The organism is Dietzia timorensis (genome assembly GCF_001659785.1).
Taxonomy (GTDB): Bacteria; Actinomycetota; Actinomycetes; order Mycobacteriales; family Mycobacteriaceae; genus Dietzia; species Dietzia timorensis.
In genome coordinates this window covers 2,409,491-2,434,520 of record NZ_CP015961.1, presented here as the reverse complement: position 1 = coordinate 2,434,520, position 25,030 = coordinate 2,409,491, and the positions used below count along the sequence as shown (strand labels likewise).

General features: G+C 66.3%; 22 protein-coding genes. 13 read left to right on the top strand and 9 right to left on the bottom strand.

All coding sequences use genetic code 11. The annotated features are described in order from the left end of the window. Positions 1 to 143 precede the first annotated feature (143 nt). Entirely contained in the window at positions 144 to 746 is a 603-nt protein-coding gene (locus tag BJL86_RS17625; protein WP_075844974.1) for a TM2 domain-containing protein, read from the top strand. Positions 747 to 825: 79 nt separating this feature from the next. Next, positions 826 to 1,812, top strand: coding sequence for a TIGR03571 family LLM class oxidoreductase (locus BJL86_RS11200; RefSeq protein ID WP_067476221.1), 987 nt, complete (start codon positions 826 to 828; stop codon positions 1,810 to 1,812). A 28-nt stretch (positions 1,813 to 1,840) separates the two neighbouring features. On the opposite strand, the gene BJL86_RS11195 is transcribed toward BJL86_RS11200, so the two are convergent. Beyond that, entirely contained in the window at positions 1,841 to 3,064 is a 1,224-nt protein-coding gene (locus tag BJL86_RS11195; protein ID WP_082908612.1) for a PQQ-dependent sugar dehydrogenase, read from the bottom strand. 400 nt (positions 3,065 to 3,464) lie between these two features. On the opposite strand from BJL86_RS11195, the gene mgtE reads away from it, so the two are divergent. Then, positions 3,465 to 4,811, top strand: coding sequence for a magnesium transporter (gene mgtE / locus BJL86_RS11190; protein WP_067476218.1), 1,347 nt, complete (start codon positions 3,465 to 3,467; stop codon positions 4,809 to 4,811). Positions 4,812 to 4,842: 31 nt separating this feature from the next. Here the strand turns inward: mgtE and BJL86_RS11185 are convergent, their stop codons facing one another. The 6 genes from BJL86_RS11185 to BJL86_RS11160 all read right to left on the bottom strand — a co-directional run bounded on the left by BJL86_RS11185 (position 4,843) and on the right by BJL86_RS11160 (position 8,581). Continuing rightward, on the bottom strand, positions 4,843 to 5,463 hold the full coding sequence (locus BJL86_RS11185; protein WP_067476215.1) for a DNA-3-methyladenine glycosylase I: 621 nt from the start codon (positions 5,461 to 5,463) through the stop codon (positions 4,843 to 4,845). Further along, positions 5,460 to 6,206 (bottom strand): alpha-ketoglutarate-dependent dioxygenase AlkB family protein, encoded by a 747-nt coding sequence (locus tag BJL86_RS11180; RefSeq protein WP_067476212.1) that lies wholly within the window; start codon positions 6,204 to 6,206, stop codon positions 5,460 to 5,462. The genes BJL86_RS11185 and BJL86_RS11180 overlap by 4 nt, the downstream gene beginning before the upstream one ends. After that, positions 6,203 to 6,805: a methylated-DNA--[protein]-cysteine S-methyltransferase gene (locus tag BJL86_RS11175; RefSeq protein ID WP_067476210.1), complete on the bottom strand. Its 603-nt coding sequence runs from the start codon at positions 6,803 to 6,805 to the stop codon at positions 6,203 to 6,205. Before BJL86_RS11175 ends, BJL86_RS11180 begins: the two co-directional genes overlap by 4 nt. A 2-nt stretch (positions 6,806 to 6,807) precedes the next feature. Further along, positions 6,808 to 7,302: an RNA polymerase sigma factor gene (locus BJL86_RS11170; RefSeq protein WP_067476207.1), complete on the bottom strand. Its 495-nt coding sequence runs from the start codon at positions 7,300 to 7,302 to the stop codon at positions 6,808 to 6,810. Positions 7,303 to 7,314: 12 nt separating this feature from the next. After that, complete coding sequence (locus BJL86_RS11165; RefSeq protein WP_082908611.1) at positions 7,315 to 7,875, bottom strand: methylated-DNA--[protein]-cysteine S-methyltransferase; 561 nt, start codon at positions 7,873 to 7,875, stop codon at positions 7,315 to 7,317. Between the two features lie 136 nt (positions 7,876 to 8,011). Continuing rightward, on the bottom strand, positions 8,012 to 8,581 hold the full coding sequence (locus tag BJL86_RS11160; RefSeq protein WP_067476205.1) for a sugar O-acetyltransferase: 570 nt from the start codon (positions 8,579 to 8,581) through the stop codon (positions 8,012 to 8,014). Positions 8,582 to 8,745: 164 nt separating this feature from the next. Between BJL86_RS11160 and BJL86_RS11155 the strand changes: the two genes are divergently transcribed. The 4 genes from BJL86_RS11155 (at position 8,746) to BJL86_RS11140 (ending at position 14,133) form a co-directional block, all read left to right on the top strand. Beyond that, positions 8,746 to 10,119, top strand: a complete 1,374-nt coding sequence (locus BJL86_RS11155) for an alpha/beta hydrolase (RefSeq protein WP_067476202.1) — start codon at positions 8,746 to 8,748, stop codon at positions 10,117 to 10,119. After that, positions 10,089 to 12,683: a bifunctional lysylphosphatidylglycerol flippase/synthetase MprF gene (locus BJL86_RS11150; RefSeq protein WP_075844973.1), complete on the top strand. Its 2,595-nt coding sequence runs from the start codon at positions 10,089 to 10,091 to the stop codon at positions 12,681 to 12,683. Before BJL86_RS11155 ends, BJL86_RS11150 begins: the two co-directional genes overlap by 31 nt. Positions 12,684 to 12,777: 94 nt before the next feature. Next, the gene (locus tag BJL86_RS11145) at positions 12,778 to 13,647 is read left to right on the top strand and encodes an SDR family oxidoreductase (RefSeq protein ID WP_075844972.1); all 870 of its coding nucleotides are present in this window, start codon (positions 12,778 to 12,780) and stop codon (positions 13,645 to 13,647) included. An 81-nt stretch (positions 13,648 to 13,728) separates the two neighbouring features. Beyond that, a complete protein-coding gene (locus BJL86_RS11140; RefSeq protein WP_067478210.1) occupies positions 13,729 to 14,133 on the top strand; it encodes a DoxX family protein in 405 nt (134 codons plus the stop codon). 143 nt (positions 14,134 to 14,276) lie between these two features. On the opposite strand, the gene BJL86_RS11135 is transcribed toward BJL86_RS11140, so the two are convergent. Next, positions 14,277 to 16,181: a dolichyl-phosphate-mannose--protein mannosyltransferase gene (locus BJL86_RS11135; RefSeq protein WP_198034325.1), complete on the bottom strand. Its 1,905-nt coding sequence runs from the start codon at positions 16,179 to 16,181 to the stop codon at positions 14,277 to 14,279. A gap of 83 nt (positions 16,182 to 16,264) precedes the next feature. Here BJL86_RS11135 and rsmI point away from each other — a divergent pair, with 83 nt between their 5' ends. From rsmI to BJL86_RS11100, 6 genes are all read left to right on the top strand, one after another. Further along, entirely contained in the window at positions 16,265 to 17,170 is a 906-nt protein-coding gene (rsmI, locus tag BJL86_RS11125) for a 16S rRNA (cytidine(1402)-2'-O)-methyltransferase (protein ID WP_197487565.1), read from the top strand. 206 nt (positions 17,171 to 17,376) lie between these two features. Further along, the gene (locus tag BJL86_RS11120) at positions 17,377 to 19,170 is read left to right on the top strand and encodes a BCCT family transporter (protein WP_082908457.1); all 1,794 of its coding nucleotides are present in this window, start codon (positions 17,377 to 17,379) and stop codon (positions 19,168 to 19,170) included. A gap of 223 nt (positions 19,171 to 19,393) precedes the next feature. Next, positions 19,394 to 21,235, top strand: coding sequence for a methionine--tRNA ligase (gene metG, locus BJL86_RS11115; protein ID WP_067473851.1), 1,842 nt, complete (start codon positions 19,394 to 19,396; stop codon positions 21,233 to 21,235). Between the two features lie 118 nt (positions 21,236 to 21,353). Beyond that, positions 21,354 to 22,187: a TatD family hydrolase gene (locus BJL86_RS11110; protein WP_067473854.1), complete on the top strand. Its 834-nt coding sequence runs from the start codon at positions 21,354 to 21,356 to the stop codon at positions 22,185 to 22,187. A 166-nt stretch (positions 22,188 to 22,353) separates the two neighbouring features. Continuing rightward, complete coding sequence (locus BJL86_RS17745; protein ID WP_269447024.1) at positions 22,354 to 23,562, top strand: resuscitation-promoting factor; 1,209 nt, start codon at positions 22,354 to 22,356, stop codon at positions 23,560 to 23,562. A gap of 119 nt (positions 23,563 to 23,681) precedes the next feature. Further along, complete coding sequence (locus BJL86_RS11100) at positions 23,682 to 23,996, top strand: hypothetical protein (RefSeq protein WP_067473857.1); 315 nt, start codon at positions 23,682 to 23,684, stop codon at positions 23,994 to 23,996. Positions 23,997 to 24,018: 22 nt separating this feature from the next. On the opposite strand, the gene BJL86_RS17155 is transcribed toward BJL86_RS11100, so the two are convergent. Next, positions 24,019 to 24,951: a hypothetical protein gene (locus BJL86_RS17155; protein ID WP_156515284.1), complete on the bottom strand. Its 933-nt coding sequence runs from the start codon at positions 24,949 to 24,951 to the stop codon at positions 24,019 to 24,021. Between the last annotated feature and the right edge of the window lie 79 nt (positions 24,952 to 25,030).

Sequence of the window (25,030 nt, the reverse complement as noted above, 5' to 3'; positions counted from 1 at the left end):
CGGTACCTACCAGATGGTAGGTAGGTAAATCGGAGTGAGGATTTCAGGGTGGATCTCAGGGTTAACCAGGTTCTCAACGCCGGACGGCGGACATAGGCTGGTATGTATCTGCAAGACGATCGCGTCGAGTTAAGAGGAGGGGTATGACTCGCCCATACGATTTCGAACCCACCGGAGAGTACGGATCGGATCGCTTCGGCGGCGCCGACTTCTCGGGCCCGTTCGCCGAGGGCGCTCGCGATGGGACGCCGTCGGCGACGAACCCGTACCTGGCGCCGGGGGCCCAGGAGCCCACTGTGGCCAACCCGCTGTTCGGTGAGGATCCGAACCCATATCAATACGCCGCACACCCGTATTCGAATCCGGGTTACGGAGCGCCGGCGCACGTGCCGACGCCGTACGACTCCGCGATGGGGTACATTCCCGACTCGGGGCGGGAGCTCCTTCCGCACGCCGCCGCGTACGGCCAGATGAATTCCGCCTTGGCGAAGCCAAAATCGCACGCCGCTGCTGCGCTGCTCGCCTTTTTCCTCGGAAGCCTGGGGGTGCACAATTTCTATCTGGGGTACACCAGTCGCGGTGTGATTCAGCTCGTCATCTGGTTGCTCAGCCTGCTAACCGTGGTGGTGGTCATCGGTGTCCTCGGCTTCATGGTGGTGGGAATTTGGGCGTTCATCGAATTCCTGCTCATTCTTTTCCGCTCGGGCTCGTACGGGTACGACAGTCGCGGCATCCCGCTGTATTGATGACGGCAGAAGCGACCGAAAGCAAAAGGCCTCCATGGTAAGCGACGGTGTCGAACCCGCGAGTGCTCGAGCAGAGCTTATGCAACAATCGCCGTTCGAGCCTTCCGTCCGCTCACACACCGAGCTTCCCGGTTGGCGCCGCGTGTTCGCTCAGGGATCGATGACTCTCGGGCTGTTCTTTCCCATCGAGTCCTACCGGGGCGACACTCCGCGCATGGAGCATCAGGTCGAGCGCGCACAAGCGGCCGAACGGGCCGGGTTCGCCGGGTTATACGTGCGGGATATCCTCCTGCGCGACCCGGACTTCGGTGACGTCGGGCAGATCTTCGATCCGTGGACATACCTTGCCTTCATCGCCGGGCAGACCAGCGAAATCGCCATCGGGTCCGGCTCCATCGTCGCGCCGTTCTATCACCCGCTCATCCTCGCAAAGCAGGCAGCGAGCATCGACCGGCTCTCAGGCGGCCGATTCATCATGGGCGCCGCCTCGGGCGACAGACAGCGGGAGTTCGCTGCCTTCGGCCAGCAGGTGCAGGACCGCGGCGCGATCTTCCGCGAGACGATCGAGGTCATGCGGCATGCCCATGCCACATCATTTCGGCCGACCGGCTGGAGCGGTGGGGCGCTCATGGGCGGCGACGTCGTGCCCAAGCCGCTCGCCGCCGAGATTCCGCTGCTCATCACTGGCACGAGCCAGCAGGCTTTCGACTGGATCGCCCGCAATGGCCACGGTTGGCTGACCTACCCGCGTGCCCTCCGCGAGCAGAAGTTCAAGGTCGCCCAATGGCGCGAGGCCGTGCGTCGCCATGCCGGCGAGGACGTATTCAAACCCTTCGCCCAGTCGCTCCCCGTCGACCTCCTCGACGATCCCGGCGCGCCCGCCACCCCGATGAAGTTCGGCTTCAGCCTCGGCCGCAACAAGCTCCTCGAGCTCCTTGGTTCCTTGTCCTCAATCGGCGTCAACCACGTCATCCTCGGCCTCAAGGCCGGACGACGCCCGGCAAGCGATGTACTCGAAGAACTCGCCGAGCACGTCGTGCCCAGGTTCCCCGCATTGCAGGTATGACGTCGGACGGCGGCTAATTTCCCGCCGGCTACTCGATGCGCAGGATCTTGTCGTCGCCGTCGCGCAGCTGTCCGCGTCCGTCGGTGTTGTTCGTCAGCACCCACAGGCTGCCGTCCGGTGCGACCTCGACATGGCGGAGCCGGCCGAACTGCCCGGTGAAGTGGGTTTCGGAGCGAGAATCGTCGGATACGTCAACGGTGCGTATGCGTTCCCCGCGAAGGTTTGCGATGTAAAGCATGCCGTCCGCATATGCCATGCCCGACGGGCTGGCCGCCGCAGGCCGCCACTGTTGAACCGGATCGGTGAACTCCTCCGTTCCTCCCCGGCCCTCAACGGTGGGCCAGCCGTAATTCGCGCCCGCAGTGATTTTATTGAGCTCGTCCCACTCGTCCTGGCCGAACTCCGCCGCGTACAACGTGCCGTCGTCGGTCCAAGCCAGCCCCTGCACGTTGCGATGGCCCATGCTGTATGCCGGGGAACCCGGCCAGGGATTGTCGCCGGGAATTGAGCCGTCGGGGTTGTACCGGAGAATCTTGCCCGCAGGATGATACGGATCCTGGGTGAACTTGGCGTCCCGCAGCTCTTGGAAGTCTCCTCCCGCGAGATACAGTTTGCCGTCCGGGCCGAAAGCGATCCGGCCTCCGTTGTGGACGTTGCCGATCGGAAGCCCAGACACGATCTCTTCCCGCTCGCCGAGACCGAGAGAACCGGGCTCGCCGGTCAGTTCGAAACGGTCGACGCGATTGTCCTCTTCAGTGCCGTAGTAGGCGTACAGGTAGCCCTCGTGGATCGTGAGTCCATGTAGCCCGGCCTCGCCGCGCGCATCGACGTTGTCTATGACGCCGGCGACTCGCTTATCTCCGTTGTCCGCAACCTCGACGACCTTGCCGGAATCTCGCTGGCTCACCAGGGCGGTTTCGGCATCGACAAAGGCGATGTCCCATGGCACGTCGAGTCCCTCCGCCACCACCGTCGGGGCGGGCAGGGTGTTGGAGTCTTCAGAGGCATTCGACCCGGTTTCCAAAGAAGCCAGGGGAGATGCACCAGATCCGAGAACCTCAGGTGCGCCGAGGCTGCCGGCCCCCTGCTGGGAGCTTTCAGGCGGGAGCGAGCCCGTCGCCGATCCGCCGTCGACGGCGCTGGAGGATCCAGATCCGAAACATGCGGTAAGGGCAATCGATACGGCCGTAATCGTGCCGAGCGCGAGCGCTTGCCGAGTGGCGTGAGGGCGGCGTCGTGGTGTCGAACTCATCTGAGTCGTCCTTTCGTCGCGTCCCGCGCGAGTGGCGAACGGGAGCCGAGGTGGCCCAAAATCTACAGGTCCGGTACGACGTATGAGGGCGAATGACGAAACCCGGCGACGAAACTGAGCCGCACGCGTCTGGCAGATCCCACCGAGGCGACAACGGTCGCGGATGCGTACCGCAGCAGTATCGGGATACGGTGGGGCCATACGGCGCGAGATGCGCGCAGAACTACCGGAGGAGGTGAGCGAGAGATGCCCGATCCGAGGAGTCGATCTCGTCGCGCCTCAATCGTCCGGTCCTGCGCCGCCGTGACTTTTGTATAGGCGTCCAGGGGCGCACGTCAGGCGAAATTGATCAGACCGCAGTGTTCGCGCTGCGGACGCACGCGTGCATAAGGACAACAAAATGAGCGACGCCACAGGAGTACACACCGACTACCTGCATCTCCTGATAGAGAATCGCGAGCTGCCCGAGCTTTCGGAGATCTGCGCGACAATGCCCGCATGGGAGATTGTCGACGTATTCGACGAGATCCCGACTCGTGACGCTGCCGTCCTATTCCGACTTCTCGACAAGTCCAAGGCCATCGAGATCTTCGACGATCTCGATACGGCAGCCCAGGCCGATCTCGTCGCCGAGCTCAGCGACGCCAAGGTGTCCGAGGTGTTCGCCGGGCTCGAACCGGATGAGCAGGCGCGTCTCCTGGACGAGTTGCCGGCGCGCGTGGCGAAGAAGTTGATGACCGCGATGACGGCCGAAGATCACGGCCAGGTCACCAGGCTGCTTGGCTATCCCCGCGATTCGGTCGGCCGCACGATGGAACCGGCCGTCTACGCCAAGGAACACGAAACCGTAGACGAGGTGCTCCACCGCATCCGGTCCCATCACGCCTCGCTTGAAGCTCTCGCCGAGATCCCGGTCGTGTCGGACGTATTGGTGCTCGTCGGCAAACTCAATCCGATCGACTTGTTGCGAAGCGACGGAGATCGGCACGCCAGCGAGCTCATGGAAGCGGACCCGCCGTACGCGTATACCTCGGATGATGCGGAGACAGTCGCACGCCGCGTTCTCGACTCCGGGGACTTGTTGTTCCCCATTGTCGATGCCGAAAAGCGTCTCGTTGGGGTGTTTCCGATCGGCGACGCCGCCGCGCTGGACAAGCGGGCAGTCGACGAGGACTCTGCGCGAGCCGGCGGCGCCGAACCGCTGCGCAGGCCCTATCTGCTGACGCCGGTCGCCACGGTCGCCAAGTCGCGCGTGGTCTGGCTTCTCGTGTTGGCCGTTTCCGCCGTTCTCACAGTTCAGGTGCTCGAGATTTTCGAGGAGACGCTGTCCCAAGTCGTCGCCCTGGCCTTGTTCATTCCGCTCCTCACCGGGATCGGAGGCAACACCGGATCGCAGGCAGCGACCACCGTCACCCGCGCGCTATCGCTGGGCAATGTACGAAAACGCGACTTCATGAAAGTCGCGTTCAAGGAGCTACGCACCGGAATCCTGCTCGGCATCGCCCTCGGCGCGCTGGCGTTTGCGGTGGCATCGCTGGTCTACGGCGTGGGAATCGGCACCGTTGTCGGGCTGACAATCATCCTCAACTGCCCCATAGCGGCGACTGTGGGAGGACTCGTGCCCCTTGTCGCACAGGCGTGCAAGGTCGATCCGGCGGTGTTTTCCACTCCATTTATCTCGACCTTCTGCGACGCCACCGGCCTATTGCTCTACTTCACTGTCGCCATCACCGTCCTCGGTCTCTGAGCGAAGCGATCCGGTAGTGAGGGACCCGGCTCTACTGCGCTTCCGTGGGCCACACTCCTGATGATCCGCGCCGGTGCGAACCGACGAGATGGGTGTCGACCATTCCGATCGCCTCCATGAGCGCGTACATCGTCGTCGGCCCGACGAAGCGGAAGCCGCGACTGCGCAATGCCTTGGCGAGTGCTTTCGATTCCTCGGACTGTGTGGGGACTTCCTCGTATGTGCGGGGAGCAGGCGTGGTCGAGGGTTGGAATGACCAGACGAAATTCGCGAGCCCGCCGTCATCGCGTAGACCTATGGTGGCGCGGGCGCCATTGATCGCCGCGTTGATCTTCGCGCGGTTGCGGATGATGTCCGCGTTGTCCATGAGCCGCTCTACATCTGTCTCGGTGAACTCGGCGACAACGTCCGGATCGAAGTCGTGGAATGCTTCGCGGAAGGCGGGGCGTTTGCGCAGGATCGTTGCCCACGACAGTCCCGACTGGAAGCCTTCGAGAGTGATTCTTTCGTAAAGCCCCTGCTCGTCTCGTACGGGTAGGCCCCATTCGGTGTCGTAATACTCGCGCATGAGGTCGCTTGATTCGGCCCAGCTGGGGCGGGTAAGTCCGTCGTCGCCGACGATGAGAGCAGTGGATTCCGGTTCGGTGGTCATGCGGTTCCTTTGCTGTATTCGTTGGGTGGTGCGCTATTGGCTATCGGGAAAGAGTCGTCGGCCATGCCCGTGATCCGGAGGGTGATGTTGAGGCGACCGGAGGCCAGGCCGCAGCCCTCGGGCGCAGTGCCCGGCACGATCTTGGGAACGCCGTGGTACGCGCGCCGCGACGGGCCTCCGAAGACGAAGAGGTCGCCGGAGGCGAGGGCGACGTCCGTGTACGGCTTGGTGCGGGTTTCGGTGTTGCCGAAGCGGAAGGTGCAGGTATCGCCAATGGACAGCGAGATGATCGGGGCGTCGGCGGATTCCTCGCCGTCGATGTGCATGCCCATGCGGGCGCTGGTGTCGTAGAAATTGAGCAGCGCGGCGTCGATCGTGTGGGCGTCGCCTTCGGCGCGGCTTCCGGTGACGTCCTCGATGGCGCGGTGGCCGAGGCGTACGAGCCACTCGGGCACGGCGGCGACGCGACAGCCGTTGACGTCGACGGCATAGCGGCTGTAGCCGTAGGGGTACCAGTGCCAGCCGAGCGACAACGTGCTCACGCTCATCTGACCGTTGCCGATCTTCGCAGAATGATAGGGGACGGGGCCGCGTCCGAGCGACCGCGCCGCCTGCACGATCCACGCCTGTTGAGGGACGGTAAGCCAGTCCGGTACCCAGAACGCGCCAGGGGCGACCTCGCGGCGCGGGCGGCCGAGGGCTTCTGGGCCGAATAGGGCTCCGGTCGTCCCGGTCGGGCTCATCGTGATCCCTCCAACGCGAGCAGCTCCCGCTTGGCTTCCTGCCCGCCGGCATAGTTGCCCAGCGATCCGTCGCTGCGGACGACGCGGTGACAGGGCACCACGATGGGCAACGGATTCTTCGCGCATGCCGTTCCGACCGCCCGAACCGCCTTCGGGTTGCCGACACCTTGCGCGACCTCTGCGTAGCTTGCCGTGGAACCGTAGGTGATGTGCGGGAGGTAACGCTGGACCTCGAGCCGGAAGCCGGTCGCGAGCCGCCAGTCCAGGGACAGTTGGAATTCCCTCCGTGCCCCGGAGAAGTACTCGCCGAGTTGCCGCTCGGCAATATCGAAACGGGACGGGGCGCGCATCAGTCGCGCGCCAACGGATACGGCGAGCTCGTCGAGGACTTGATCGAGCGGGGTGGAGTCGAAAGCGACCCGGACCAGACCGCGCTCGGTGGCCGCGAGAATGAGTGCACCGACGGGCGAGCCGACTTCGGTGTAGGCGACATCGAGAAGGCCTACCGAGTCTGCGGCAGCGCCGAGGCCGGCGGCGAGCCGCTCGATCTCGTCGTCCTGGATGCCGAAGTCGTCGGTCAGAATGGAATGTGTGTCCATCGCTAGGTCGTTCCTTCCTCGCGTGCGAGCGACAGGCGCAGAGCGGCGACGCCGTCCGCGCTGGCGCGGCGTACGGCAGGTGGTGTGGAGCCGGTGAGCTCGGCGGTCTCGACGTGGCTGAGGCCGCCGAAATAGTGCAGCGCCACCGCGAGGCGCTGCTTCTCCGGCAGCGCCGCGACCTGCTCCCAGATCTCGTGCCCGCCGGCGTCCGTCGACGACGCCTGGGCTAGCCGTTCGGGCACATCGGCCACGGGGGAGGGGCGCCTTGCGGTCTGGCGCGCTGTGTCGACGCATTTGTTCTTCGCCACCCGGACCAGCCACGCCTGGTGGTTGACCGTGCCAGACGGGGAACCGAGGGTATCCCAGGCGCGTAATGCCGCGAGAAACGTTTCCGACCAGGCGTCTTCGGCATCGGCGCCGGAGCCGAGGAGGGAGCGGCATACACGGAGCACGGTGGGGCCGTGCTCCCGGACGAATGCATCGAATCGCGTCTGCATGTTCCCGCGCGCCTAGAACAATCTCCCGGCCGCTTCGGGCGCCGGTTCTTCGAGCGACAACAGGTAACGCTTGCGGTCCAGCCCGCCGGCGAAACCGGTGAGTGAGCCATCCGCGCCGATGACCCGGTGACAGGGGACGATGATGCTGACGGGATTGTGCCCAACCGACTGACCCACTCGTTGGGCGAGATGCTTGTTGCCGAGGCGCACCGCGAGATCGGCGTACGTCCAGGTGTCGCCGTACGGGATTTCTCGCAGGAGCTGCCACACGGATTCCGAGAAGGCGTCGCCGTTCGTCGACACCGCTATCGAGAAGTGGGTGCGCTGCCCGGCGAAATACTCGCCGAGTTCCTCGGCGGTGGCGGCGAGCACCTTGTCCTCCGCCACGGACACCTGTGGACCGATCGATTCGGGCGCGGGCGGGTACTGGTGAGGAGTGAAGTAGAGTCCGCCCAGCGCGCCCGCCTCGGCGACCGCCAGGAGCTCGCCCACGGGCGAGTCGATGATCCCGAACCTCCGCCGAGCGGTGTCGCTACCGGTGCCGACGCCGGTGGCGCTGGTGGTCTCGCCCATCTGGCCCGTCTCCTTTCCATCCGCCGCTGTGCCTTGGTGCTCGAAATTACGGCACGCGCACCCTGAAAGGGGTTCGCTACCTGGTAGTCGCTTCCCACGCACCGAGTGTGAGGTCCTGTCCCGACAATTTCCGGGTTCAGCTCTCCGCGCCGGTCCGTAGCTCGCGCACCACGCGGGCGGGGGAGCCGGCGGCGAAAACGCGTGCAGGGATATCGCGGGTGACCACCGAACCGGATCCGATCACGGAACCCGCGCCGATACGCACGCCGGGATTGACGATCACGCCGCCACCGAGCCACACGTTCTCCTCGAGCACGATCGGTTCGGCGCGCTCGGCCCCGCTGCGACGGAACGCAACGTCATCGACCGGATGCACCGGGGTGAGCAGTTGGCAGCGCGGGCCGAAAAGAGCGCCGTCACCGATGGAGATTTTTGCGCAATCGAGCGCGACGAGGTCGTAGTTGATGAACACGTCGCGGCCGAGGTGGATATTGAATCCGTAGTCGGCCCGCAGCGTCGGCATCAGCTGCGCGCCCTCGCCGACGCTCCCGAGCAACTCGCCGAGCACCTCGCGGCATTCGGCAGGATCCGTCCCAGGAGTGTTGAAGCGAGCGAGTAGCCGCTGGCACTGCCGTCTGGCCGTGTCCAGCTGGGGATCGCCAGGTTCGTACCACTCGCCGGCAAGCATTTTCTCGAGTTCGTTCATGATGTCGATACTGCCTTCGATTCGGCACGCACGCCCCGCTCCAACCCCTCGGCAAGTTCCCCGGAACCTCCCAGCATCCGCACAGCACGTGGTCGTAGCTTTCTTTTCGTGAATAATCGGGGTGGCCGGTCTCATCCGGATAGGCAGAGGAGGTTCGGTCGGTCGTGGACTGGATAGATCGCTTGTTGACGGCGGTGAGCCTCGACGGCGCAGTGCCCGCGAAAGTCGCGAGTGTCGCCATGATCGTCGCGGTGCTCGCGCTCCTTGCGCTCGCGGCTTTCGCCCATTTTCCAGCCAGGCCCCGCCGAGGCCTCCTGCGCGCCGGAATCGCCGTGGCGGTCGGCGTGGTGCTCACGGTGGTCGTGCGCATCATCGTCGAGGACCTGTGGAAGCCCTACCCGGACGTGTTGCCCCTGGCGACGTGGGCCGTGATCGGATGCGGCATAGCAGGGATCGCCCTCGCGGTCGCGGCCGTCGGCCGCCGCGGCGCGCGGACGAGAAAGAAGATGGCTCTTCGGACATTGGGCGCGGCGGTGTGCGGCGTCATCCTCGTGGCAGGGTCTGCGGCGCTGGTGAACGTGCAGTTTTCCGCCTACCCGACCGCGGGGGCGCTGTTCGGCGTCGACGGCTTCGACACCGAGGACCCGGCGACCGCGCTCGCCCCGCGCGACGAGACCGTGGCGGCGGCGCCGGGGGAGACGATTGCCCAGGCGCTGCCGGCCGACTGGACCACGCCTACCGGGGATCGGCCGACCGAAGGAGTTGTCACCGACGTGGCGATCCCCGGCGAGCTCTCGCACTTCCCGGCGCGCACGGCGAAGGTGTACCTGCCGCCGGCGTACTTCGCCGAGCCGCGGCCCGAGCTGCCGGTAGTCGTCGCGATGGCGGGGGAGCCCGGCTCCCCGGAGGACTGGACGACGTCCCTACAGATGCCGCAGGTGATGAATGCGTTCGCTGCCCAGCACAACGGAATCGCACCGATCGTGGTGGTCGCCGACCCCATCGCCGAGCGGCTCGGCAACACGCTGTGCGTCGATTCTCCGCGAGGCAACGCTGATACCTACTTGGCGCAGGACGTGCCCAATTGGATCGACAAGAACCTGCAGGCCTCCACCGACCACAGCCAGTGGGCCGTCGCCGGATACTCCTTCGGCGGGACTTGTGCGGTGCAGCTCGCGCTGGCCCACCCGGAGTTGTACCCGAATTTCCTCGCGATGTCCCCGCAACAGGAGCCGACGATCGGCACGCGAGCGGAGACCGTCGATGCCTTCTTCGGCGGCGACGAGAATGCCTTCGCCCGGCACAACCCGCTGGACATTCTCGCCGCGAACCGCTTCCCCGAACTCCACGCGTCGTACGCGGTAGGCACGGACGATTCAGAATACGGTCCGGCCACCGAGGCGCTCGCCGCGGCCTCGAAGAAGGCGGGCATCGACGTCGAGTCCCATGAGCTACCCGGCGGTCACGACTATTCGCTCTGGCACGACGCACTCGAGGAGAACCTGCCATGGCTTTCGCACTCGCTCCGGCTCGCCTGAGCGGAGGCGGGGCGCTTCGTTCGGCCCCGGTATCCGTCGCGGCGGGGCTCGCGCTGGTCGTCGCGCACCTCGGCCGCATTCCGGTGCCCGGCTTCGTCACGACCTCGTTCTCCGGTCTGCTCCTGTCGCTCATCGCGGTCGTGATCATTGGGCGATTCATCGAGCGCCGGATCGGCCACGGCGCCACCCTCGCGATCGGTCTGCTGGCGACGATCGGCGCCATCGCCTGCGCCGCGCTAGGCAGCTGGCTGTTCGAGCTCGCCGGGGTGCACATGGGCTGGGGCCATCTCACGTGGGACCGCGTACACGGTTACGTCACCGCAGATCCCGCTGGTCCCGCAGGAATGCGTGGCGTTGCGCGCGGCCCGCTCGGGGCGGGCGCGATCGGTCCGTACCCGTGGATCGCGGGACTCGTGCTCGCCTCGACAGCGCGCATGTCCGCGCTGTGGCGCCGCCGCCTGCGCGTCGGCGTTCTCGCTACGTGCGCGACGATGGTGCTGTTCTTCGGGCACCGCGCGAACATCGCTCTCCTCGCCGGTGCGCTCATCGGGCTCGTCCTCGGAGTGGCACTGCACGCCGCCCGACGCGAACGCCCCGCCCATGACGTCGGAGGTCCTGTCCGCACCGCCGCCGCCACCTTCCGCGAGCGCCGAAATCTCATCGCCCTGCTCCTCGTGACGGTCGCCATCGGCCCCGTCCTCGCCCGGCTGGTGCCGGGGGCCGACGGCGTCCTCAGCCCGCTCGCCGGCCTCGTCGACCGCAGCCCGTTCACCACCGCGCAGGTCGCCGAGATGTGCGCGGACGGGCAGTGGACGCGCGACTGCCTCGAGGCCACCGAGCGCGTGCGTCTGGGCGGGATCGGCCCGATGCTCATGGCGCTCCTGCCCTCGGTGATGGCGGTGCTCTTCGCCACAGGACTGCGCCGCGGCCGGCGCGCCGGGTGGATCGGCGCCGCGGTCATCGTCGCCGCGTGGCTCGCCGCTGCCGCCGCCCAGCTCATCGGGTTCGGCACCAACGGCACGGCCACGGCGACGCGGATCACGTGGACCATCGCGGCGATGGCGCCGCTGCTCGTCTGCCTTGTCGCTTTGCTGCGCGGGCGCGCTCTGTTCCGGATCAAAGCAGGTGGCCGGGCCGGGCCCCGGGCGGCCGTGGCGTCAGCAATCATCGTCGCCATGGGCTGGGTCGGGTACGTACTGGCCGGGCTCGCGACCGCCGGGGGCTTCGCCACGCGCCCGGGCGTGCTCGCGCTGATCGTCGACTTCCCCCGCCGCCTCGTGCCGCCACGATTTCTCGGCGCATTCGACATCCACGCCGCCCTCGCGGAGGGCAGCGGCGCTGTCGGCTCGATGCCGCTTCCCTTGTCGGCGCCCGCGACCGCGGTATTCGAATGGACCCCGATCCTCGTGTGGACGGCGCTCGCCGTGGTGTTCTGGTTCCTCCTCCACACCCCGCTCGGCGACCCGCGCGCGGCGCCCTCCGCCGTCACACGCGAACTGATCCACGACCCCGGCGGCGCGAATCTGTCCTGGATGGGTTTGTGGCCGGAGAACTCGCACTGGGTCGCAGCCTCGGGGCGCGCGGCCGTGCCGTACCGCGAGATCGGCGGGGTGTTCCTCACCGTCGGTGAGCCCGTCGGGGACCCGACGGCGCGGACGGAGGCAGTCCGCGAGTTCACGGACTTCGTGCTCGCAAGCGGCGGCGTGCCGTGCTTCTACAGCGTCGGAGAGGACGTGCGCGCGGCGTGTGAGAAGGCGGGTTTCCGCAGCGTTCGCGTGGGCGAGGAGACCGTGATCGAGCTCGACGGGCTCGAGTTCCGCGGCAAGAAGTTCCAGGACGTGCGAACCGCGATCAACCGCGCCCGCAAGGAGGAGGTGACCTCGCTGTGGACCCGCTGGTCCGAGTGCCCGCTCGCGCTCAAGGAGCAGATCATCGAGATCTCCGAGGCCTGGGTCTCGGACAAGGGGCTGCCCGAGATGGGGTTCACTCTCGGCGGGATCGACGAGCTCGACGACCCGGAGGTGCGCCTGCTGCTCGCGATCGACGCGCGCGGCGCCGTCCACGGAATCACCTCGTGGATGCCGGTCTACCGCGACGGTGCGCTCGTGGGACTGACCCTCGACTTCATGCGCCGCCGTGCGGACGGGTTCCGCCCCGCGATGGAGTACCTCATCGCCACGTGCGCCCTGGACGCGAAGGAAGAGGGACTTGAGTTCGTCTCGCTGTCGGCGGCGCCGCTCGCCAGCACTCACCCCGGCCACGCCACCGGTTCCGATGACGACGGGCCCGCGGGAGACCGCCCGTCGACCTCAGCCCTCGACTCGCTTCTCGAGCGGCTGAGCCACGCGCTCGAACCGGTCTACGGCTTCCGCTCGCTGCTGGCGTTCAAGGCGAAGTTCCAGCCGAGCTACGTCCCGCTCTACATGTGTTACGAGGAGTCGGCGTCGCTGGGATTCATCGGCGGTGCGATCGCGCGCGCCTATGTCGGCGAGGTGTCCACGGTCAAGAGTGCCCGGCTCGTCGCGGCGCTTGGAGCAGCGCTGCGCCGAGGACACGACAAGTAGGGCCGCGGCGGGCGATCTTGCGCAGACTGGACGCGCGTCCGGAAAAACGTCGATACGGTGGACCTTGCAGCACCGCGAAAGGACAACGGCAACCATGGCCAAGGCGAGAATCACAGATTTCCAGGGGCGCACATGCGTCGTCACGGGCGCGGCGAGCGGTATCGGCCGCGCGGCGGCGCTCGACCTCGCGGCCCGCGGCGCGAGGCTCGCATTGTGCGACAGAGAAGCCGGTGCCCTCGAATCCACCGCGCAGCGCTGCCGGGAGATCTCCGGGTCCGCCCCCGTCGTGGCGGCGTTCGACATCACCTCGTTCGAGGAGACGAAGGCTTTCGCGGACGAGACGATTGCGGAGCTCGGGGTTCCTTCGGCCGTTTTCCACGTCGCCGGGACCTCCAAATGGGGCGCGGTCGACAAGATGGTGCACGAAGACTGGAAGCTCCTCGTGGACGTCAACCTCATGGGCACCGTCCACGTGGTCGAATCCTTCGTCCCGCCGATGATGAAGGCGGCCCGCCCCGGCGCGCTGGCCATGGTGTCCTCCGCCGCCGGGCTCATCGGAATGCCGTGGCACGGCGCGTACAGCGCGACGAAGTTCGGCGTCCGCGGCATTGCCGAGGTACTGCGTTTCGATCTCGAGAGCAAGCGGATCTCGGTCCACATCGTCACCCCAGGCGCGGTCGATACCCCGCTGGTCAACAAGATCCAGATCTCCGGGGTCGACACGTCCGACCCGGCGGTCGCCGAGGCTCAGGCGAGATTCTCCAAGCACGCGGTGACCCCCGAGGTGGCCGCGAAGAAGATGATCGACGGCGTCACCAAGGGCAAATACATCATCCAGACCTCCCGCGACATCGCCCTGGCATTCGCCGCGCAGCGCTACTTTCCGCCCGCCTACAACCTCGCGATGCGCGGGCTCAATCGCTACCTTCTCAGCGTGGCGAAGAAGGCCGGCGTCGAGGTCTAGCGGCGCTGCGCGTCAATCGCGCGACCCGTCGCCGGCGCTCTCCGCGCGCCCGCGGGCTTCGCGATAAAGTCTCTAGGCGTGATGAGTTTCGACGGATTGCGCGACTTCGCTCTGCTACTGGCACGCCTGGGCCTCGGCGTCATTTTCGTCGCCCACGGCTGGCAGAAGTTCTTCGACCTCGGCCTCGACCGCGTGGCCGGCCAGTTCCACACCATCGGGATCCCGCAGCCGGAGGTCACGGCGGCGATTGTTGCCGGTGTCGAACTCGTCGCCGGAGTGGCGCTCGTCCTCGGGATCCTGACGCCGCTCGCCGGCATTCTCCTGGCCGTCGACATGCTCGGCGCCTTCTATTTCGTTCACGCGACCAACGGCCCGTTCGTGGAGAACCAGGGCTGGGAGCTCGTGCTTGCGCTCTTTGTCGGAACGGTCGTCCTCGCAGCCGTTGGCGCCGGGCGCTTCAGCCTCGACAAGGCCCTCGGCGGCTGATTTCCGCGTTCGCCGCTACACACCGCCGAAAAGGCTACACACCCACTTGAGTGCTACAAACTGCACTGTGATCAGTCATTTTCGACCATTTAGTGGGTTTGTAGCACTGAGGACTTCTAACGCCCGGCAGAATTTCGCGAAAGCTAGGTCCAGCTCGGCAGCCACTGATGGTTCTGCCATGCCAGTTGAGTAATCGGCTGCCCGACGAGCACCGGCCACATGTACACGAAGTTCGCCACGACGAGCGCGACATAGACCGCGACGATCGCGAATCCGACAGTCTGCCGGCGCGAGAGCGTGGCAATCTCCACACGCAATCCGGCGGCGAAACCGCCTCCGCGATCCTCACGCCCACGGGCACTCTCGGCAGCCCGCGCCAGCGCACGCTTTTCCTCACGCTCGGCGAGCTGCGAAGGACTCGGCGCACGGCCTGCCCGAAGCACGCCGGCGATCTCGCCGAGGATCAGCGCGAGCATGATCACGAAGAACGGAATGAGCAGCGCGCCGTAGAAGAAGTACATCTGCCGGTCGAGCATGAAGAACCAAGGGATGATCCCTGCGGCGTAGCCGACCAGCGCAAACGCGTACCGCGCGTCGCGCGAGAAAATCGCCCGCCACAGCGCGAAGCCGAGCACGGGGATCGCGAGCCACCACATCGCCGGTGTCCCGTTGAGCATGATCGCTTGCACGCACGAATCCTCGCCGCAGCCGCCCACCTCGGGGCCCTGCTCCATGTAGTAGAGCATCGGTCGCAGGCTCATTGGCCACACCCACGGCTTCGATTCCCACGGGTGCATGTTGCCGGCGGAGTTCGTCAGCGAGGAGTGGAAGTCCATCACCGAGGACTGGTAGTAGATCCACGACTGCACCGAATCGGGCAGGAAGCTCCACACTGAATCCGCGTCGACTTTCGTCCCCACGACGTGCCGGTACACCGCGTTCTCGTCGCGGAACCACGGCAGCCACGACATCATGTACAAGATCGCCGGCCAGATCACCAGCGACGCGAACGCGGGCACGGAGTCCCGCGTGAGTGCGCCGAGCAGCGGCGCCCGCACCCGATAGCGGCTGCGCAGCGCGATATCGAAAGCCAGCGCCATGACGCCGAAGAACGCGATGTAGTAGAGGCCGGACCACTTCGTGCCGAGCGCCAGGCCGAGCATCACGCCTGCACCGAAGCGCCACCACCGGAAACCGAGGCGCGGCCCGAGATCGGTCACCGGCCGGCGGCCGAAATCCGAGGCGCGCAGCAAATACACCGACACCGCCACGCCAGCCGCGGCCAGGGCGACCGCGGCGGCGATCCCCGCCAGCGATACCCCGAGCACGACGACGACAGCGGCGCACGCGGCCACCATCAGCGCGGCCAGGAAATAGAACCAGGCCAGACCCATCGCTGGTCCGGGACGAGCGGGGTTCACCCGCCCGGCTAATGCGGCGCGGTGCATGCGCAGGCGCATGCGATCACGGTCGACGAGGAGGCACGCGGCTGCCGCCGTCACGAAGAGGACCTGGTAGATGTCGAGCATCCCGACGCGGGAGGTCACGAACAGCACGCCATCGCAGGCGAGCAGCAACCCGGCGAGTCCGCCGAGGAACGTGGAGCGGGTGAGCCGGCGAGTCATACGCACGATGAGCACGATGACGAGCACGCCCGCGAGCGCCGCGGTGATCCGCCAGCCCAGCGGCGTGTAGCCGAACAGAAAGCCGCCGATCGACTGGATCTGCTTGGCCACCGGAGGGTGCACGATCAGCCCGTAGCCAGGGTTTTCCTCGATCCCGAGCTGAGAAATCTGGAAGGCCTGCGGGGCGTAGTGCTTCTCGTCGAAGATCGGCGTGCCGCCGTCGGTGGCCGAACCAAGCGAATACAGGCGCGTCACCAGCGCGATGAGCGCGACGACCCCGGTGACGATCCATCCGCGCACGCGGTCGGCGGGGCCGAAGTCGGGAGCGGGCAGCGCCGGGCCCGGGCGCCGCGCAGCGCCGTCGTCGCCGGGCGCGGGGCGCGAGGAGCCGCCGGGGTCGAGGGTCGGGGAGTGGCTGGTCATCACCCGAGAATCCTAATGCCCGCCGCGGGTTCGGGTGGGACCGAGCGCGCGCCGCGCCGCCGATTCGCCGTACGGTTACCGATATGGACACCTCCGATCCGCGGGCCCACGACGAGCAACAGCCGAAGGACTCGGCGTTGCCACAGTCCCTGCCATCGGGGATCATTCTCGCCGCGACGCCCATCGGGAACCCGGCAGACGCCTCCGAGCGCCTGCGCGACGCTTTTCGCGCCGCCGATGTCGTTGCCGCCGAGGACACCCGTCGCGCCCGCCAGCTCGCACGCGCCCTCGGTGTCGAGATCACCGGCCAGGTCGTCAGCTTCTTCGAGCACAACGAAACCGCCCGCACCCCGTGGCTCCTTGAGAGGGCTTCGGCCGGCGAGTCGATCCTCGTGGTCACCGATGCCGGGATGCCCTCGGTCTCGGATCCCGGATTCGCCATCGTGTCAGCAGGTATGACGGAGAACGTCCCCATCACCTGCCTGCCCGGTCCATCCGCCGTCACCACTGCACTCGTACTTTCCGGATTGCCCGTGGACCGCTTCGCCTTCGACGGATTCCCGCCGCGCAAACAGGGCAAGCGCCGCACCTGGTTGGCCTCCCTGGAAAGAGAGGAGCGCACGGTCGTGTTCTTCGAGTCCCCGCATCGGGTGGGCGCGACACTCGCCGATGCCGCCGAGGTCCTCGGACCGGACCGGCAGGCGGCCGTGTGCCGGGAACTGACCAAGACCTATGAGGAGGTGCTGCGCGGTTCGCTTGCCGAGCTCGCGTCGCGCACGGCCGACGGTGTCCGGGGTGAGATCGTCGTCGTGCTCGCGCCCGCGGAGCCGGGGGAGACCACCGAGTTCGATGTCGATGCGGCCGCAGGCGAGGTTCTAGCGATGGCCGAGCGCGAGGGGATCCGCGTCAAGGATGCGGCCGCGCGGGTGGCCGAGCGCACCGGAATCGCGCGAAAGGCGCTATACGACGCGGCCGTAAGGCTGCAATAGAGGGCAGCCGCACGCGACGCGGCACCGAGCGGTCGGCGCCGGACGGGGCGAAGTGCCCTGCTAGGTCCCCCGAATGGTGCCGAATGTGAAATATTGCTCCCGTTACTGCGTACTGGCAGCATATAGGCCCTATTCAGGCCTGTCTCAGCTGAGATTTTCAGTCTTTCGGGTTGAAACATCTGCTAAGTAGTGAAAGCTTTGCTGTCATGCCTAATTCTGCCAATGATCCGAAAGAGACACGGGGATCCGGTTCATCCGGGTCCCCGGTTGCGAGTTCTACGGCCGATTCCGCCGTCGCTCAGGATCCGAACAGCCCCGCGCCTTCGGACCCGAATGTGAAGAAGACCGACTGGGTCGTCGTCTCGGCCACTCTCGCAGTGGTCGCGGCCGTGGTGCTGTGGGGCGTGGCCTGGACCGATAGCTTCTCCAGCGCCGCAGACAGTGCGTTCAGCTGGACCACCGGCAATCTCGGCTGGGCCTTCGTGCTCATCCAGACCTCGGCGGTCGGTTTCGTCATCTACCTCGCGTTGTCGAAATATGGTGCGATCCGCATCGGCGCCGACGGAGAGCGCCCCGAATACCGTACGGGTTCGTGGATCGCGATGATGTTCGCCGCCGGCATGGGCATCGGTCTGATGTTCTTCGGCGTTTCCGAACCGCTCGCTCACTTCCACGACGCGCCTCCCGGGGTCGACGAGCCCACCTATGGCATGGCGTTGGCGACCACCGCCTTCCACTGGGGCATGCACCCGTGGTCCGGCTACGCCGTCGTGGGGCTCGCGCTTGCGCTCACCGCGTACCGATACGGTCGTACCCACCTCATCTCACAGGCGATGATCCCGGTCATCGGTGAGAAGAACGCCAAGGGCGGACTGGGCAAGTTCCTCGACGTTCTCACGATTCTCGCGACCATCTTCGGCACCGCGTGCTCGCTGGGTCTCGGTGCCCTGCAGATCCAGACCGGACTCAACGAGACGGGCGCGATCTCCACCACGGGCATCGGAATCGTCATCGGCGTCATCGTGGTACTCGGCCTGGCGTTCCTCGTCTCGGCGGCCTCGGGTGTGTCCAAGGGCATCCAGCTGCTGTCGAACATCAACATGGTGCTGGCACTCTGCCTCGCCCTGTTCGTCGCGATCTTCTCGGGCGCGCTCGTGCTCATCCTCAACCTGATCCCGACCTCGCTCGGCCAGTACCTCCAGAATTTCCTCGATATGGCCTCGCGTACGGGTGCGAGCCAGAACGGGGAAGCGGGCGAGTGGCTCGGTTCCTGGACGATCTTCTACTGGGCCTGGTGGGTGTCCTGGTCGCCGTTCGTCGGCATGTTCCTCGCGCGCATCTCCCGCGGGCGCACGATCCGCCAGTTCGTCGCCGGCGTCGTGCTGGTGCCGGCCGGCATGTCGATCGTGTGGTTCTCGATCTTCGGCGGCACCGCCCTGCACCTGGAGGCGATCGGCGACACCATCCGCGACGCCGAGGTGTCCGAGCGCGAACTGTTCAACGTCGCCAGCAACCTGCCCGGCTCGACGATCATCATGATCCTCGCGATGGCTCTCATCGCCATCTTCTTCATCACCTCCGCCGACTCGGCGTCGGTCGTGATGGGCGGTATGGGCCAGTACGGCATCGAGGAACCCGCCCGATACGTCACCGTGTTTTTCGGTATCTGTACCGGAGCCATCGCGATCATCATGCTGCTGGCAGGTGGTGGCGGTTCCGAAGCGCTGGACTCGCTGCAATCGATCACGATCATCGCGGCGTCGCCATTCCTCATCATTCTCGTCGTGCTCGCGGTATCGATCATGAAGATGCTGCGCGCCGACCCGACGGGGCGCACGCTCGCCGCGATGCGCAGCCCGTTCGCGTGGCGCCGCCTATCCGGGGCCAGCAAGGACGAGGCCCTCAATGACGGCCCTGTCCCGATGCCCGGATCGGACGAGGCCATCGAGCAAGAAGAAGCCGAGGCAGCAGCGGGCGGCAAGGACGAGCCGCTCGTCTGACCTCCGCCGTCATCCCCGGTAGTTGATCGAGCCGCCCCGCACACCGTGCGGGGTGGCTCTTTCGCTATCCGGAACGGCCGGACACCCCGGCTAGGCCGTGCAACCGGACAAGGCGAGGCAAATGGACAAGGCGAGGCCGTGCAACCGGACAACACGGCACCGCGTATGACGTCGGAGTGGTCTTATTCGGAACCGCGGCACCTAGTCCATTAGGGTTTAGGACATGGGTAAAGCTGTGTTCGTCGCCGTCGCATGGCCGTATGCCAACGGCCCCCGCCACATCGGCCACGTGTCCGGATTCGGTGTTCCTTCGGACGTGTTCGCGCGTTTCCAGCGAATGTCGGGCAACGAGGTACTCATGGTCTCCGGCACCGACGAGCACGGCACCCCGCTTCTCGTGCAGGCGGAGAAGGAAGGCGTGCCGGTCCAGGCGCTCGCCGACCGCTACAACCGCGTCATCGTCGACGACCTCGTCGGCCTCGGTCTGTCCTACGACCTGTTCACCCGCACGACTACCCGGAATCACTTCGCGGTGGTACAGGAACTCTTCCGCGGGTTGCACGACAACGGCTACATGGTCCCCAAGACCACGACCGGCGCGATCAGCCCGTCGACGGGCCGCACGCTGCCGGACCGGTACATCGAGGGCACGTGCCCGATCTGCGGTTACTCCGGCGCCCGCGGCGACCAGTGCGACAACTGCGGGAACCAGCTCGACCCGATTGATTTGAAGGACCCGGTGTCGAAGATCAACGGCGAGACCCCGGAATTCGTGGAGACCGAGCACTGGTTCCTCGATCTGCCCGCGCTCGCCGAGGCGCTGGGTACGTGGCTTGACGGGCGCACCGATTGGCGACCGAACGTGCTCAAGTTCTCCAAGAACCTGCTCGCCGATCTGCGCCCGCGCGCGATGAGCCGCGATATCGACTGGGGCATCCCGATCCCGATCCCGGACTGGCAGGACCGCAAGGACAAGAAGCTCTACGTGTGGTTCGACGCCGTCGTGGGCTACCTGTCCGCGTCGATCGAATGGGCGTGGCGGACCGGCGAGCCGGAAGCGTGGCGTCGCTGGTGGACCGACCCCGAGGCGCTCGCCTACTACTTCATGGGCAAGGACAACATCACCTTCCACTCGCAGATCTGGCCCGCTGAACTGCTCGGGTACACCGGCCAGGGCGCCAAGGGCGGCCAGCCGGGCACGTTCGGCGAGCTCAATCTGCCCACAGAGGTCGTGTCCTCGGAGTTCCTCACGATGAGCGGCTCGAAGTTCTCCTCCTCGCGTGGCGTCGTCATCTACGTGCGCGACTTCCTCGACACCTTCGGCGCCGACGCGCTGCGGTACTTCATCGCCGTGGCCGGGCCGGAGAACCAGGACACCGACTTCACGTGGGACGAGTTCGTGCGCCGGGTCAATTTCGAGCTCGCCAATGAGTGGGGCAATCTCGTCAACCGGACGATCTCGATGGCCCACAAGAACTTCGGCCACATCCCGGAACCCGCCGAGCTCGAGGACCTCGACACCGAGCTGCTCGCGGCCGCGGAAAAGGCGTTCGACACCGTCGGGGAGCACCTGTCGCAGTCGCGGTTCAAGGCCGGCGCCACCGAGGCGATGCGCGTGGTCGGCGCGGCCAACCGCTACATCGCGGCGTGCGAACCGTGGAAGTTGGCAAAGGACCCGGAGCAACGGGACCGACTCGCGACCGTGCTGCACACCGCGTTGCAGGTGGTCTCCGATGCCAACGCTCTACTCACCCCGTTCATCCCGTCTGCCTCGCAGAAGGTGTTCGAGGCGCTCGGCGGCACCGGCGTGTGGGCGGCCATGCCCGAGGCGCGCGAGGTCGAAGACGACATGCCCGTCGAGCCGGTCGGCGTCGGCGTGCCCGAGGCAGGGCGCACCTACGCCACGATCCAGGGCAACTACGCTTCTGCGAAGGCAGTGTGGGCGCGCACGCCGATCGAGCCGGGCACCGAGCTCGCGAAGCCGAGCCCGATTTTCGCCAAGCTCGATCCGGAGCTCGCCGAGACCGGCCCCGAGTGGGCGCCCGTCCAACACGAGGACGCCTGAGGCCACACCAGCGGCGGGCCGTCGCCTGTCGATACACGCCACACCACAGGCCACACCGAACGACCATGCACGACGACGTCGCCGGACGCGATGTCACAACGCAGAGGATTTTCCACCATTGGGTAAGAAGAAGCCGCGCCCGACACCGATCCCCCCGGAACCGCTCGGTTCGCTGTTCGATGCACACACGCACCTATGGTCGTGCGGCGCCAGGACCCTGGACGAGGTCCGCGCGATCATGGACCGCGCCGTGGCGACCGGCGTGGGCATGGTGTGCAACGTCGGCGACGGTATCGAGGAGACCCGGCAGGCCGTCGCGGCCACGCAGTGGGACGAGCGCGTCGTCGCAGCGGTCGCGGTGCATCCGACCAAATCGCAGCAGCTCACCGACGACGTGCGTGCCGAGCTCACCGAGTTGGCCGGGCACCGGCGAGTCGTCGCGATCGGGGAGTGCGGACTCGACTGGTACTGGCTGGACAAGGACGAGACCACCGCAGACAAGGACACGCAGATCGAGGCGCTGCACTGGCACATCGAACTCGCCAAGTCCCTCGGCAAGCCGCTGATGATCCACAACCGCGAAGCGGACGAGGACCTCATGCGGGAACTGGCGAGTGCCGGCGAGCCGGATACCGTGATCCTGCACTGCTTCTCCTCGCCGATCGAAGTCGCCCGGGAGGCGCTCAGTCGCGGGTACGTTCTCTCTTTCGCGGGGAACTCGACATTCCCCGCCAACGAACATCTGCGACAGGCCTGCGCGGAGGCGCCGGCCGAGCAGATCCTCATCGAGACCGATGCTCCCTTTATGACCCCGGTTCCGTTCCGCGGCGCGCGCAACGAGCCGCAGTACATCGGGTACACCGCCCGAGAACTTGCGAAAGCCCGTGAAATGGACGCCGAAGAGTTCGCCTCACAAGTAACAATTAACGCACGTCGCATCTACGGACTCTAAGGATCACACAAGAACCTTCTGCGCCTTGTAACTCATTTGACACTTTCGTACACACTAATCTCGCTGGTGGACGAGTTTTTTGAATCGGCGACATAACATTCGTTATCGTGTCGTAATGTAGTTCGCGCCCATCCCGCGCGATATCGCTAACGCAAGGACGCCGTACGTGACTTCTCCGCTTCCCGCAGAGCCCACCCGCATCAACCCCGACGCACCCGAGGGGCGCAAGAAGCATCGCGGCAACCGCCATTTCCACCGCCTGCGCAACTCGAACTCCAAGTTCCTGCGCGTGTCTGTCGCGGCGATCCTCGCGACGGTGACGATCGGCGGCGTCAGCGCCCTCGAGCTCCGCAAGGATGTCACCGTCTCCATCGACGGTGAGGACGTCGAGCTCACCACGTTCAAGTCGGACGTGCGTTCGGCGCTTGACGAGGCAGGCTACAAGGTCGGGGAGAACGACGTGATCACCCCGGGCCTGGACGCCTCGCTCGCATCCGGCGACACCGTCTCCGTCGATCGCAGTCGCCCGGTCTCGTTGGTCGCGGAGTCCGGCGTCATCGACGCACAGACCACCGCCAAGACGGTGGGCGAGTTCCTCTCCGAAAACGGCATCGACCCCTCCGCGCTTCGCGGCGGCAATGCCGATGACGAGCTCCCGCTCGACGGTTCGCGCATCGAGGTCGCCGTGCCGCGCGTGGTGACGATCGCCGACGGCAACGACGAGCTGCACCGTGAATACGTCTTCGGCAACACTGTGCGGGAGGCATTCGAGCGTTCGGGCACCCCGCTCGGGCAGGACGATATCGTGCTCCCGGCAGCCGACGCGCCGATTCTGCCCGGCATGTTCATTCGCGTCCTCCGCGTCACCCACGAGGAGGAGAAGAACCTCGCGCCGATCGATCCGCCGCGCGAGGAGATCGACGCGCCCGAGCTCGACGAGGGCACAGAAGAGGTCGTCACGCCCGGTACACCCGGCGAGCGCGAGGAAATCTGGACCGTCACCAAGGTCAACGGCAACGAAACCGAACGTCATATGACGTCGGAGAACACCATCACCGAGCCCGTTGCGACCACCGTGCGCGTCGGCTCGAAGAAGGCAGCGCCCGCAGCCCCCGCTGTGGCAGCCGGCGGCACCGTGTGGGATGAGCTCGTCCAGTGCGAGGCGACGGGCAACTGGAACATCAACACCGGTAACGGCTTCTCCGGTGGCCTCCAGTTCACACCGTCCACCTGGCAGGCCTACGGCGGCGGACAGTACGCGCCGGAGGCATGGCAGGCGACCCGCGAGCAGCAGATCGCGGTGGCAGAGAAGGTCCAGGCCGCGCAGGGTTGGGGCGCCTGGCCTGCGTGCACCGCGAAGATGGGTCTGCGCTAAAACGAAACACGCCCTTCGCGCAGGGTATGGCCCGAGTCGGGACTTTGCCCTACGCTGGGGTTCGGGAGCCGCGTTCTGCGGCGCACCGTGTACTGATACCCCTCGTTCCAGGATGGTTAATGGAGCTTTCTGCCTTCCACCAGTGGGCACCCGAACAGGAACTCGATGGCGAGGACCTGTCGATAGAAATCAGTTCGACCTCGACCACGATTGACGTGGACGAGGTCGAGGAAGAACCCGCCGTGCTCGTCGCCTCCGCGCTGGAGGACGAGGGCGAGCTAGTCCAGGGCGAGAACAACGCCCGCACCGAGGACGACACCGGCGAGCCGTGGCTGGAGACGGACTATATGTCTTGGGCCCAGCGGATCAGCGGCGACCTGTGCTTCGCAGATCAGGTCGAGCGAGACCTGCACATGGCCACCCCGCTGGGGTAGTCCACATGCAGGCCCAAACCTGCTAGAACTGCCGCTTTTTCTGGCGGCCGACGAGCCAGAGGATCAGCCCGAGCACGAGGAGTAGCGCGCCGCCGATTCCGCCGAAGATCGCCGCGGCGAGGCCGATTCCGCTACCGACAGCTTCGTCGATACCGGTCTTCTCGGACACGATGAACGGCGAGTCACAAGAAATCGAGTACGTCCCATCCTGCTGGATATTGATGTGCCCGATCTTCGTGTAGGTGCTGCTGCCGGACGTGACGGTGATGTCCGAATCGACTCCGTCTACGCTCGCCTGGTCGCCCTGCGGCGACAGGCTGCACTGCACGAACGCCGAATCGACACCCTGAGTCACGGCCCACACGCCTCGCTCGTCCCCGGCCGAGAGCTCGACCGAGGCGGTCTCATTGGCGCCGTACTGCTGCTCGTCGTCGAATGCGCTCACCGCGCCGGCGATGCCCACCCCGGCGATAATCCCGCCGATGATCGACACGACGAGAACGACGGCGCCGACGATCGAGAGGCCAATGCCCCACTTGACCATGCCCGGGCTCTTCGGCCCCATCGCATTTGCGTCATGGCCGAAAGGCGCGTTGCCATATGGCTGCTGCCCATACTGGCTATGTCCGTATGGGGCCTGCTCGTACTGGCCCTGTCCATAGGGCTGCTGGTTTCCGCCGTATGCGCCCGGCTGCCCCGGATGAGGCTGCTGGCCATATCCTTGCGGGCCCTGCTGGCCATAGTTCGCGCCCTGCTGGCCGTAGCCTTGCTGTCCGTAGCCCTGCTGGCCAGGTTGCTGCCCGTAGGGGCCATGCTCCTGTCCTGCCCCCTGCGGCGGGTATGCGCCGCCGTACGGGTTCGCATCTCCGTAGTTGCCGCCCGGCCGATCGCCTTGGCCGTCACCGTATCCCGAACCGCCCTTTTCGCTGCCATTGTCGCCTGAGTATGGATTCATAATTACCGATACTCGCAGCAAAAGCGGACCTTTGGAAGGGAAATCGCCGCAATTGACGCCCGTGCATAGTGCACCTGCC